The organism is Nocardiopsis sp. NPDC006139 (assembly GCF_040614155.1).
GTDB lineage: Bacteria > Actinomycetota > Actinomycetes > Streptosporangiales > Streptosporangiaceae > Nocardiopsis > Nocardiopsis changdeensis.
This window is the reverse complement of record NZ_JBEXTT010000038.1, coordinates 1-11584: the sequence shown is the minus strand read 5'-3', so window position 1 is coordinate 11584 and position 11584 is coordinate 1. Positions and strand designations below refer to the sequence as shown.

Below are 11584 nucleotides of genomic sequence, written 5' to 3'. Positions count from 1 at the left end.
CTCAGCGGCTTGGCTCCACACTCGTGTTCTCGCATCGAGCGTGTTGGAGGCTGTGGTGCGGCAGTGGCGCCTCCCATCGCTCAGTCGGGATGCGGCCGATCCTGACGGGCCGCTTATGGGCTCCTGGCCGAGCTCAGTCGCGGATTGGGCATGGCTGTCACGCTCGTGCAGCTCTGGGAGGACCGCCACTTCTAACCTCTATGGTGCGGGGCGCTCCGAGACCGGCCGCAAGTCGAATAAGCTAACGCTCTACGACAGTAAGCGCAACGCGGCTTACATGGGTTGCGTGTTGCGGGGAGATAATCGGAGGGGATCGGTCATCAACTCCGGAAACCAGTTCGTCCGGCTCGGGGATTCAAAGTGAAGCGAAGAACCATCTACCCTGGTATAGCGGTCGGCATCGTGGCCGCTGGTGCCGTGGCCATGGGTTCCGTTGCCATCGGTAACGTATCTCTGGAGCCTGAGGCCACCCCGAATGACACCACCTACGGAGCGCCCCCGACCCAGGGACCCACGGTCGCCCCGCCGGTAGAAGAGCTTCCCCCGACTCCGGCCGAAGCCCCTCTGGTCGCTATGTCCTCCGAAACCGGGACCTCCTGCGTTTCGACCTTCGAGGCCGTTGCCGTTCAGGACCTCTCCAATGGCGCCCTCTACCCCGTTGAGCGGGGTGCCGACGAGTGTTCCATTGCCGAAAACCTGGGAATCGAAGAGTACGGTTTCGCGGGTGAGGGATTCACGGACGCATGGGGCACCGACCCCGAAGTGTGGCCCGGGACCGTGTGCGACCCGGTGCCCGGCGGAGAGTGCCGCGAGCAGTCCTAGCCTGCGATTTCGCTTGTTGTAACGGGTTGCCAGGGGCCCCGGTTCTGCTCCAGTGGGCTGCCACCGTTTTCCGGCCGAGGTAGGCCACCCGGTCGAAAACCGGGGCCTGCCGCCCGCCGATGCGGCGGCCTGTGGCGGTTTCCCAAGGGATGTGGTGTCCGGGCAGGTCAAGCCAGGGGATGCCGCTGTGGGTGCGGCACGGGATCGCTCGGCACCGGTGAGTTCATGAGGGTCGGGCGCGTTCACCGAGCCTGCCAGGGCAGGGCCCGCTCCGCGCTCACTTCCGAGGACGGTGCCCGGTGGCGCACGGCCGAAGGATGACCGGCACCGAGCCCGAAACCGTCGTGAGCCCTGGAACCCCGCGTGTGGCCGGCCATCTGTGCGACCGGCCGGGCGTGGGGCTCAGGGCGAGGGAGGCGAGGCCTCCGGTCTCCAGGGCGGCCCCCACGGTGCCGTCCGGGGTGGGCAGGCCGAACAGGATGATGTCGCTCTCCGGCGTGATGTGGCCGATCCTTCGGCTCGCGCCCCACTCTGTGAACCGGCAGCCGCCCCAGGGGCCGGTGGAGAGGCCTGGGGGCGGGACCGGTACGGGTGCGGGTACGATCGCGCGGTGATCGAGGATCTTCCCGCGGATGTGGCGGGCGTGCTGGAGGCGGTGCTGGACCCGGCCGATCTTGTGCATGCGGTGCTGCGGGCGCAGGCCGGGCGGATGCGGGTGGGCCGGCGGTGCGGGTGCGGTTGCGGGACCGCTGAGCTCGAGGCGGTGGAGGGTGTGGCCCCGGCGGAGCCGGTGCCGGGCGAGGCCGGACTGAGGATCGCCGTGCAGGCGCTGCTCTACGACGGGGACGGCGGGTGCCCGGGCGAGGTGCTGGTGTTCGTGCGGGACGGTCGTCTGGCCTGGGTGGAGGTCGCGTGGTGGAGCGACGCCACGGTGACGTTGGCCGAGGCGGCGCGGATGCTGCGGGCCCGGGGCGGGAAGTAGCCGTTCGGCCGAGAAACGCGGTGGAACGCACTTGCGATGCTCTGTGCTCTGTGCTCTGTTTCGGTTCGGTGGGCTCGGAGGAGTTCGTCGACAGTTCCGCCGGGTGGGTGGAGCGGGGGTCGTGAATCTGGTGGACGCCGCCGTGTGCGGCGGCACGCTCCCTACGTTCGACTCGAGGCGCATGGGTACCGCCGGGTCCGTCGGCTCCCCCTGTCCGCGGTGAACCCCTGTGGTTCGAGGCTGTGCCGGCGGCGCTGAGACGGGGTGGTGGACGGCCGGTTGTGCGCTGCCGGGGTCCGGCCCGGCCGGGGCCGATCCGTGCCGGACCGGCCCGGGAGCGAGAGGGGACCTTCAGCGGCGGTTCGCGCGGTGGGCGGGCCGGTTCCGCCCGGGCTCAGTCCGGGCTGCGGAAGGACCGCAGGAAGTGCGTCACCAGCCGCTGGGCCGCCCGGCCGGCCCGCTCCGGGTCCGGTTCGGCGGCCGCGGCCGCCGCGACGGCGGACGTGGCCAGCCGCAGGTCCCGGTCGGTGATCGCCGCCGAGATCCGGCCCTGTGCCCGGGCGCTCGCCAGGAGCCGGTGCAGTTCGCGGTGGACGTGCTCGTCGAGGGCGCGCGCCCGCTCGGGGAAGCGCTCCCGGTGGTCGGGCGCGCACACGCGCGTGGCGACCGCCTCGGCGGCGACGAACCGCAGGGCGCGCTCCAGCGCCAGGTCGGCGGGCACCGTGCGGGCCAGCTCCGCGAAGCGCTCCGTCAGCTCCGCCGCCGCGTGCTCGGCCAGGTCCCGCACGAGCGCGTCCCGGCCGGGGAAGCGCCGGTGGACGGTGGCGGCCGAGACTCCGGCGCGGCGGGCCACGTTCTGCACGGTCGCCTCCAGGCCGCGGTCGCGGAACACCGCCCGGGCGGCCCGCAGCACGGTGGTCCGGTTGCGCCGGGCGTCCTGCCGCAGCCGCCCGGCCGCACCGCCCCCGGGGCGGATCTGCGTGTCCTCGTCCACTTCTCGTCTCACTTCCGCGCTGTCGGGACGGGCCGCCGACGGGTCCCGGTTGCCCATGTCGGCACCGGCCGACACCGGTCAGAACCCATGGAGGAGGCGGGGGCTTCCCCGCACGAGGAGGAATCATGCGCGCAGTCCGCTACGAACGCTACGGGGGACCCGAGGTCCTGGCCGTCGCCGACGGGCTCCCCACGCCCCCGGTGGGCGCCGCCGACGTGCGGGTGGAGGTCGCCGCCGCGGCGGTCGGCGGCGGGGAGGCCCCCATCCGCGCCGGAAGGCTGCGCCGCGTGCTGCGCCAGCGGTTCCCCGCTGGGACCGGCGTCGACTTCGTCGGCACCGTCGTGCAGACGGGGCCAGCCGTCACCCGCGCGGGGGTCGGGGACGCGGTGTGGGGGGTGATGCCGCACGGTACCTTCGGGGCCCTGGCCGAGTCGGTCGTGGTGCCCCAGGAGCGTGTCGCCGCGGCCCCGCGCTCGGTCCCGGCCCACGAGGCCGCCGCGCTGCCGTCCTCGGGCACGACGGCCCTGCACGCGCTGACCCGCCGGGTGCGCCTGGATCGGGGGCAGCGGCTGCTGGTGCGCGGGGCGGCCGGGGGAGTGGGGGTGGTCGCCGTGCAGCTCGGCGCCTCCCTGGGCGCGCACGTCACCGCGCTGGCCGGGGCCGACCACCTCTCCTGGCTGGGCGGGCTGGGCGCCGCCGAGGCCTTCGACCACCGCACGACGGACCTGGGCGGCCTGGGCCGGTTCGACGTGGTCCTCGACCTGGTCGGCACGCGCCTGTCCGAGCTGCGCGGACTCCTCGTCCGCGGGGGCGCGCTGGTGCCGCTCGCCCTCGACCCGGCGCGGCCGGTCCGGTCGGCCCTGTGGACGGCGGCGGCCGGACTGGACCGGCGCACGCGGATCGCCGCGTTCAGCAACGACCCCTCCCCCCGGGAGCTGGAGGAGCTGGCCGAGCTGGTGGACCGGGGCGCGGTCGCGCCGGTGGTCGCCGCCGTGCTGGAGATGGACGACGTGGTCCGGGCGCACCGCATGCTCGAACGCGGCGGGGTGCGGGGGAAGATCGTCCTCACCCCCTGACCGGCGGCCGGGACGCGCAGGGCCGGGGAGCCGGGGCCTCCCGCCCTCCCGGCCCGCCGGGGGCACCCCCTGTCCGAGACCGTGCGGGCGGTCGGTGAGCCCCCGCACCCCGGCCCTCCGGGGGCGCCGCACCGACGGTCGACCGGGCGCGCCTGCGCCCGGCCGCGGGGCCGGCGGCGGTGCGGACGGGCCATCCGCGGCCCCGCCCGCACCGCCGCCGCGCGTCACTCCCGGTCGGCGCCGCCGTAGGCGTCGGCCTGGAGCGTGTACAGCTCCCGGTACCGGCCCGGTACCGCCATCAGCTCGGCGTGGGTGCCGTGCTGGATGACGCGGCCGTGGTCCAGGACGTAGATGCGGTCCGCCATCCGCACCGAGGCCATGCGGTGGGTGATGAGCACGACGGCCGCCCCGGTGCGGGCGGCGTGCTCGCCGATGGTGGTGAAGAAGCGGGCCTCGGCGCGGGCGTCCAGCGCCGAGGTGGGCTCGTCGGCGATGAGCAGGTCGGCGGTGCGGTAGAAGCCCCGCGCCCCGGCGATGCGCTGCCACTGCCCCCCGGACAGGTTCACCCCGCTGGCGAAGGTGGTGTCCAGCAGGGTGTCCCACCCCCTGGCCAGGCCGTTGACGACCTCGTCGGTGCCGCTGAGCCGGGCCGCCTCCTCCAACCGGGCGGGGTCGCAGCCCTGGGCCATGGTGACGTTGCGGCGGGCGGTCATGGGCCAGCGGGTGTGGTCCTGGATGATGACGCTGATCCGCTCGCACACGGCCGGCCCGAGCGCGGTGAAGTCGACGCCGTTCCAGGCGACCTCGCCTTCCTGGGGGGAGTAGAGGCCGCCGAGCAGCCGGGCCAGGGTGGACTTGCCGGACCCGTTCTCGCCCACCAGGGCGACGGTCTCGCCCTTGTCGACGCGCACACTCACCCCGCGCAGGGCGGGTTCCTCACCGGTGGGGTAGGTGAAGACCGCGTCGCGCACCTCCAGCCGTTCCAGCCGGGCCGGGGGCGGCGCGGTGGGGGCGGGCGGCAGGGCGGCCCGCGCCAGCGTGCAGTACTCGGTGAAGTCCGCGAAGTACAGGCCGCACTCGTACACCCTGTTCAACGTGTAGAGGAGCTGCTGCATCTGCCCCTGGGTGCGCTGTAGCGCGAGCACCGCGGTGCCCACCGCCGCCAGCGGCATCGCCCCGGTGACGAGCAGGACGCCCAGGGCGGTGTAGGTCAGGGCGGTCGCAGCCCCGGAGATGATGCCGCCCACGGCGCGGGTACGGGTCTGGGACCAGGCCACCGCCAGCATGGTCTCCCGCTCGCGGTCGGCCAGGGACCCGTAGTCGGCCATCAGCGAGTCGCGCATGGTGTAGGAGCGCAGCTCCGCGGCCGAGTCTCGGGAGGCCATGCGGTCGCCGAGGATCCACCGCCGCCGGCGCCCGGTGCTGAGCCTGCGCTGGGCCTCGTACTCCATCCGCGCCGCCCGGGTGGCCGCCCACCCGGTGGGCACGACGCTGACCAGCAGCAGGGGCAGCAGCAGCGGGTGCAGGACGGCGAGGACCCCGCCCAGGGAGAGCAGGGAGACGAGTCCGGTCAGCCCGTCCAGGGTGGCGGTGACCATGCGGGGCACCTCGTACATGCCGCGGTCGCGGGCCCGGTACATCGCGTCGGCCCACTCCTCGTCGTCGAACGCGATGAGCCGGGCCTGGGTGGTGAGGTCGAACAGTTCGGTCTCGACGATGCGTTCGGTCTGGGTGCTCAACCTGGACAGGGCCAGTTCCGACACGAGCCGGACGGCCAGGGACAGGGCGGCGACCCCGGCCACCACGGCCACCGCCGGAAGCGCAGCCCGTACCCGGGTGGTGATGGGGCCCTCAGCCAGCAGGGCGTCGAGCACCCAGGTCACCGAGACCAGGCTGACCGCGGCCAGGACGGCGGCGACGGTGCTGGCCCCCAGGGCGAGGAGCAGGTCGCGGCGGTTGGCGCGCCAGGCCCACCCGACGGCGGCCGCGGTCAGGGAGGGCATGCGGGTCAGCTTGGTCCACAGGCTCGTGCGCTGGAGTTCGTCGGCGAAGAAGTTCCACTTGGGGGCGGTGAGGTCCTCCTCCGAGCCGGTGTCGGAGGGGGCGGCGGCTCCGGGCTCTCCGGTCTCGGCCGCCGGTGCGGGATCGGTGGATCGGCTGCGGGATCGACGCATAGGGCTCCTCGCGGATTCGGGGGCGTCGGCCGTGTGATCCTGCCTCCGGGGAACCGGTGTCCGCCACGGGTTTTCGGGGCGGGGGAGGGTTGTGGTGGGGCCGGATCCGCGGTCGCGGGCACGGCGGCGGAGCGGGGCCACCGGCGCCGCGGGCGGGGCGGCCGCACCCGCCCGCGGGAAATCCCGGTGATCGGTGCGGTCCGGATCCGCGGGGGAATCGGCCCGGGCGCGAACACCGCGCCCGCCTGTCCGCCGCGCCCGCGTGACCGTCGGGCCTGCCTGTCCGCCGAGCCCGCGTGTTCCCCGAACCTGACTGTCCGCTGTGCCCGGGTGTCCGCCGTGGCAGCGTGACGGTCGTGCCGGACCGTCCGTCGCGCCTGCCTGTCTGCCGTGCTCGCCTGTCCGCCGAGCCCGCGTGACTGCCGCACCCGTCTGTCCGCCGGGGGAGAGGGCCCGCAGCCCGGGCCGGGAGCGGGCCCGGTCGTGCGAGGAACCGGGGAAGCCCGGGGCGGCCCGGGTGCCGGGGAGCGCGGCGTCCCGTCCGCCAGGGAGGCGCTGTGCCTGAAATGCCGGAAATCTACCCCGTAAAGGTGGCGGTTCCCCTCACCCGCCCGGGACCCGGTGCCGCCCCGAACCCCGCCCCCGCCTCACACCCCGTGCCGCTCCGCGGCCAGCACCCGCAGGCCCGCCGCCGCGTACGGGGCGACGGCCTCGCCCGCCCGGTCGCGGCCCGCGCCCGTGGCGCCCTGGCGGGCGCGGTACTCGATGCCCTGGGCGATGACCGCCAGCTTCAGGTGGGCCAGGCCCAGGTGGAACGCCCAGTGCTCCAGGTCCCGGCCCGAGGCGTCGGCGTACATCTGCGCCAGCGCGTCGGCGTCGGGCAGGCGCTCGCTGTTCCACGCCGCGGGCTCGCCCAGCACCAGGTCCAGCCCCGGCGTCCGGTACACGCACATCATCGCCGCGTCCGCCAGGGGGTCGCCCAGGGTGGACAGCTCCCAGTCCACCACCGCCCGCACCCGGGAGGGGTCGCCGTGGTCGAGCATGACGTTGTCGATGCGGTAGTCGCCGTGCACGACCGCGTGCGCGGAGGAGTCCGGGACCGACTCCGACAGCAGCCCGTGCAGCCGGTCCAGGTCGGGCAGGTCCCCGGTGCGGACCCGCCGCCACTGGCGGCCCCACAGGTCCACCTGGCGGCGCAGGTACCCGTCCGGCCGCCCGGCCAGGCCGGTGGCCCGGTGGTCGACGGCGTGCAGCGCGGCCAGCACCCGCACCAGGGCGTGCGCGCAGCCGGCGACCGTGCGGTCGTCCCAGTCCGCCAGCTGGTCGCGGGTGCGCACCACCCGCGCGTCCACGTACTCCACCAGGGAGAACGGCGCGCCCAGGACCCGCGGGTCCTCGCACAGGGCCACGGCCCCGGCCACCGGGACGCCGGTGTCCCGCAGGGCGGCCACGGTCCGGTACTCGCGCCCCATGTCGTGGGCCGAGGGGGTCAGCCCGGCCGTCGGCGGGCGGCGCAGCACCCAGCGGGGGCCGCCCGCGTCGTCGATCCGGTAGGTCAGGTTGGACTTGCCGCCGGAGAGCGGGACGGCCCGCAGCGGGCCGGGGACGCCCAGGAAGGCGGCCAGGGCGGCGGTGTCCAGGGCCGGAGCGGTCACCGGGCCCGGGCCCCCTTCACGACGCGGGCGGCGATCGACCAGCGGTGCACCTCGGAGGGCCCGTCGTAGATCCGGAAGGGCCGCACCTCCCGCAGCAGCCGGGCCAGCGGCAGGTCCTCGCTGACGCCCAGGCCGCCGCAGAGCTGGACCGCCCGGTCGACCACCCGGTGGATCGCCTCGGCGGCGAACGTCTTGGCGACGGAGGTGGAGGTGCGCGCGTCGGCCCCGGTGTCCAGCTCCCAGCAGGCCCGGACCAGCAGGGCGCGGGTGGCGGCCAGGTCGATCTCGCTGTCGGCGATGAGCTGCCGGGCCAGGCCCAGGTCGCCCAGGCGGGAGCCGAACAGCTCGCGCTCGGCGGCCCGGGCGGCGGCGATGTCCTGGGCGCGCTGGGCGCTGCCGAGCCAGCGCATCACGTGGGTCATCCGGGCCGGCCCCAGGCGCACCTGCGCGTTGTGGAAGCCCTGGTCGACCTCGCCCAGGACGTTCTCGTCGGGGACGAACAGGCCGTCGAAGGCGACCTCGCAGTGGCCGCCGAGCATGGAGGTGTCCATGGTGCGCACGTGGCGTCCCACGGTGAGCCCGGGCGCGTCGGCGGGGGAGAGGAACATGGTGGCGCCGCCGCGGTCGCCGGGGGAGCCGGAGGTGCGGGCCATGATGATGAGGAACCCGGCGCCGTCGGCCCCGGTGATGAAGGTCTTGCGGCCGTCGACGCGCCAGCCGCCGGGGACGCGGGTGGCGGTGGTGGCCAGGGCGGAGGGGTCGGCGCCCGCGCCGGGGGCGGGTTCGGTCATGGCGAACGCGGAGCGGACCCGGCCGCGGCAGAGCGGCTCCAGGAAGCGCTCGCGCTGGTCGGGGGTGGCGACGTGGTCCAGCAGGTGGACGTTGCCCTCGTCGGGGGCGGCGATGTTGAGGGCCAGGGGGCCGAACACGGAGTGCCCGGCGGCCTCGAACACGGGGGCGCGGTCGCGCATGTCGAGGCCGTGGCCGCCGTACTCGCGGGGGGCGTGCGGGGCGAAGACCCCGGCGGCGCGGGCCCGTTCCTGCATCCGTTCGCGCAGGGCCTCGCCGCCGCGGGCGATGTCGCCCCCGTGCTCCTCCTCCAGGGGGAGGATCTCGTCGCGGACGAAGGCCAGGGTGGCCCGGGTGAGGTCGGCCGCGGCGGGGGTGGGCTGAAGGTCGATCACGTGGAGCCTCCCTTACCACCGAGCGATCGCTCGGTCGGTGTTGGTGGGCACAGCGTGGCACGGCCCCCGCGGCGGTGTCAACGCGCGCCGACGGTGGCCCGGCACAGGGTCAGGTAGTGGTCCACGACCTCGTCGGGGGAGAGCTCCCCGTCGGGGCGGTACCAGGAGGCGACGGCGACGCACATGGTGGTCACGGCGCGGCCGGCGTCCTTGGGGTAGGGGGTGGTGAACACGCCCTCCCTCGCCCCGTCGCGCACGGCGTCGTCGACCATGCGCTGCTGCTCGTCGCGCAGTGCGATGTAGGCCTCGCGTACGTCGGGGTCCATGCCGCGGATCTCGGTGGAGGCGACGAACGCCTGGTCGCGGCGGTGCATGTGGAAGCGCAGCAGGCACTCGACGAGGTTGTCGAACCGGAGCCCGGGGTCGTCCCCGGCCTCGGCGGCCGCCCGGCGGGTGTGGTCGAGGAGCTCGCGCATCACCGTCATCACCAGGCCCTCCAGGAGCGCCTGCTTGGAGGGGTAGTGGTGGTACAGGCCGGGCACGGACAGCCCGGCCCGCTCGGCGATCCGCCGGATGGTGGTCCCGTGGTACCCCTGCTCGACGAAGCAGTGCAGGGCCGCCGCCAGGGGGGCGGACAGCCGCTGCTCGCCGAACGAACGCCAGGACTCCGTCAACGTGTCCCTCGCTTCCTCGTGGTCCGTCGGCAGCACGTTATCGGTGCCGCGGACGGGATGGGCGGGCGCCGCGGGGGTGTTGACAGCGCCGGTGTGATCCACAACACTACAGGCGACCGAGCGATCGTTCGGTCGGTACCCCGGACGTCGACGTTCCCGCAGAGAGAAGGGCCGCGACATGCCATCCGACCTCCCCCGGACCCCCGACACCCTCCCCGGGGCCTGGCGTCGCCGTGTCGAGGCCTCGCCCGACGCCCCGGCCATCGCCTACTTCGACCGGGTGCTCACCGCACGCGAGGCCGACGACCTCTCGGACGCCATCGCCTCCGCCCTCGCCGAGCGCGGGGTCGGCCGCGGCGACCGCGTGGGCGTGCGCCTCCAGAACATCCCGCAGTACGCGCTCGTCCTGCTCGCCCTGTGGAAGCTCGGCGCCGCGGCGCTGCCCGTCAACCCCATGTACCGGGGCGGGGAGCTGCGGCGCCTGGTCGACGACGCCGCGCCGGTCGGGATCGTGTGCGCCGACACCGACCACCCCGGGGTGCGCGAGGCGCTGGCCGGGAGCGCCGTGCGCTGGGTGCTGGGCACCAGCGACCGCGACCTCCAGGGGCGCGACGACCCGCGGGTGCTGACGGCGGAGCGGGCCGCGCCCCCGCCCGACGGCGACCTCATGGAGCTGGCCCGCGCGCACGCCGGGCGGCGGCCGCCCGCGACCGGGGTCGGCCCCGGCGACGTCGCCCTGCTCACCTACACCTCCGGCACCACCGGGCCGCCCAAGGGCGCGATGAACACCCACGCCAACGTCCTGGCGGTGACCTCCACCTTCGGCCGCCACGTGGACCTGCGCCCCGGCGACGCCGTGCTGGCCCTGGCGCCCCTGTTCCACATCACCGGCGCGGTCATCAACGCCGCCCTGGCGCTGGTGCACGACACCCTGCTGGTCTTCGCCCACCGCTTCCGGGCCGACGTCGTCCTGGAGGCGCTGGCCGAGCACCGCGTCACCTTCACCATCGGGTCGATCACCGCGTTCAACGCCCTGTACGACCACCCCGACGCCCGGCCCGCGCACTTCCGCAGCGTGCGCGCCCTCTACTCCGGGGGCGCGCCCATCCCGCCCTCCACCGTCGAGCGCTTCCGGGAGCGGTTCGGGGTGTACATCCACAACGCCTACGGCATGACCGAGACCAGCTCGGGCGTCATCGCGGTCCCGCTCGGCCGCGAGGCCCCGGTGGACCCGGTCGGCGGGTCGCTGTCCATCGGCCGCCCGCTGCCCGGCGTCACCGCGCGCGCCGTGGACTCCGGCGGGAACCCGGTCCCGCCGGGGGAGCAGGGCGAGCTGGAGATCTCGGGCCCGTCCGTGGTCCCCGGCTACCGGGACCGGCCCGAGGAGACCGCCGCCGCCTTCCCCGGCGGGCGGCTGCGCACCGGCGACGTCGCCGTCATCGACAGGGACGGGTGGGTGTACCTGGTGGACCGGCTCAAGGACCAGATCAACGTGTCCGGCTACAAGGTCTGGCCGCGCGAGGTCGAGGACGTCCTGCACCGCCACCCCGCCGTGTTCGAGGCCGCCGTCGTCGGCCGCCCCGACCCCTACCGGGGCGAGTCCGTCGTCGCCTACGTCTCCCTCGCCTCCGGGGCGCGGGCGACCGGCGAGGAGCTGGCCGGATTCGCCCGCGAGCACCTGGCCGCCTACAAGCGGCCGCGCGAGGTCCACATCGTCGAGACCCTGCCCAAGACGCCCACCGGCAAGATCCGCCGGCGGGCGCTGCGGGACACCCCCGTTCCCACCACCCCCTCAGGAGGCGGCGCATGAGCGTCACCGTCCCGGCGCCCGGCGCCGCATCCCTGCGTTCGAAGAAGAAGTCCCTGCTGGCCAGCACGGTCGGCAACGTCCTGGAGTGGTACGAGTGGAGTGCCTACGCGGTCTTCGCGCCGTTCAACACTGGCTAGTCACAGCGTTTCGTCTATCATAACCTCATGCCCTCCTCTTTGGCGAGACTTCCAGCTCAAGCACGGGTCATCCTCT

General features: G+C 74.8%; 9 protein-coding genes. 4 read left to right on the top strand and 5 right to left on the bottom strand.

Going from position 1 to position 11584, the window contains the following annotated elements:
- Window positions 1–1432: 1432 nt before the first annotated feature.
- The gene (locus tag ABZ249_RS31110; protein ID WP_355269868.1) at window positions 1433–1804 is read left to right on the top strand and encodes a hypothetical protein; all 372 of its coding nucleotides are present in this window, start codon (window positions 1433–1435) and stop codon (window positions 1802–1804) included.
- Between the two features lie 394 nt (window positions 1805–2198).
- Here the strand turns inward: ABZ249_RS31110 and ABZ249_RS31105 are convergent, their stop codons facing one another.
- Complete coding sequence (locus ABZ249_RS31105) at window positions 2199–2810, bottom strand: helix-turn-helix domain-containing protein (RefSeq protein WP_355269866.1); 612 nt, start codon at window positions 2808–2810, stop codon at window positions 2199–2201.
- A gap of 113 nt (window positions 2811–2923) precedes the next feature.
- On the opposite strand from ABZ249_RS31105, the gene ABZ249_RS31100 reads away from it, so the two are divergent.
- On the top strand, window positions 2924–3874 hold the full coding sequence (locus ABZ249_RS31100) for an NADP-dependent oxidoreductase (RefSeq protein ID WP_355269864.1): 951 nt from the start codon (window positions 2924–2926) through the stop codon (window positions 3872–3874).
- A 224-nt stretch (window positions 3875–4098) separates the two neighbouring features.
- On the opposite strand, the gene ABZ249_RS31095 is transcribed toward ABZ249_RS31100, so the two are convergent.
- The 4 genes from ABZ249_RS31095 to ABZ249_RS31080 all read right to left on the bottom strand — a co-directional run bounded on the left by ABZ249_RS31095 (window position 4099) and on the right by ABZ249_RS31080 (window position 9561).
- On the bottom strand, window positions 4099–6048 hold the full coding sequence (locus tag ABZ249_RS31095) for an ABC transporter ATP-binding protein (RefSeq protein ID WP_355269862.1): 1950 nt from the start codon (window positions 6046–6048) through the stop codon (window positions 4099–4101).
- Window positions 6049–6695: 647 nt separating this feature from the next.
- On the bottom strand, window positions 6696–7703 hold the full coding sequence (locus ABZ249_RS31090) for a phosphotransferase family protein (protein ID WP_355269860.1): 1008 nt from the start codon (window positions 7701–7703) through the stop codon (window positions 6696–6698).
- Window positions 7700–8887 (bottom strand): acyl-CoA dehydrogenase family protein, encoded by a 1188-nt coding sequence (locus ABZ249_RS31085; protein ID WP_355269858.1) that lies wholly within the window; start codon window positions 8885–8887, stop codon window positions 7700–7702. The genes ABZ249_RS31090 and ABZ249_RS31085 overlap by 4 nt, the downstream gene beginning before the upstream one ends.
- A 77-nt stretch (window positions 8888–8964) precedes the next feature.
- Entirely contained in the window at window positions 8965–9561 is a 597-nt protein-coding gene (locus ABZ249_RS31080; RefSeq protein ID WP_220560799.1) for a TetR/AcrR family transcriptional regulator, read from the bottom strand.
- A gap of 178 nt (window positions 9562–9739) precedes the next feature.
- Here ABZ249_RS31080 and ABZ249_RS31075 point away from each other — a divergent pair, with 178 nt between their 5' ends.
- Together ABZ249_RS31075 and ABZ249_RS31070 are read left to right on the top strand one after the other, a co-directional pair.
- Window positions 9740–11371, top strand: coding sequence for an AMP-binding protein (locus tag ABZ249_RS31075; protein WP_355269856.1), 1632 nt, complete (start codon window positions 9740–9742; stop codon window positions 11369–11371).
- Complete coding sequence (locus tag ABZ249_RS31070) at window positions 11368–11508, top strand: hypothetical protein (RefSeq protein WP_355269854.1); 141 nt, start codon at window positions 11368–11370, stop codon at window positions 11506–11508. The genes ABZ249_RS31075 and ABZ249_RS31070 overlap by 4 nt, the downstream gene beginning before the upstream one ends.
- Window positions 11509–11584 lie beyond the last annotated feature (76 nt).

Coding starts and splice junctions, on each gene's coding strand:
- ABZ249_RS31100 (WP_355269864.1), top strand. CDS start 2,924: ATGCGCGCAGTCCGCTACGAACGCTACGGGGGACCCGAGGTCCTGGCC.
- ABZ249_RS31095 (WP_355269862.1), bottom strand. CDS start 6,048: ATGCGTCGATCCCGCAGCCGATCCACCGATCCCGCACCGGCGGCCGAG.
- ABZ249_RS31075 (WP_355269856.1), top strand. CDS start 9,740: ATGCCATCCGACCTCCCCCGGACCCCCGACACCCTCCCCGGGGCCTGG.
- ABZ249_RS31070 (WP_355269854.1), top strand. CDS start 11,368: ATGAGCGTCACCGTCCCGGCGCCCGGCGCCGCATCCCTGCGTTCGAAG.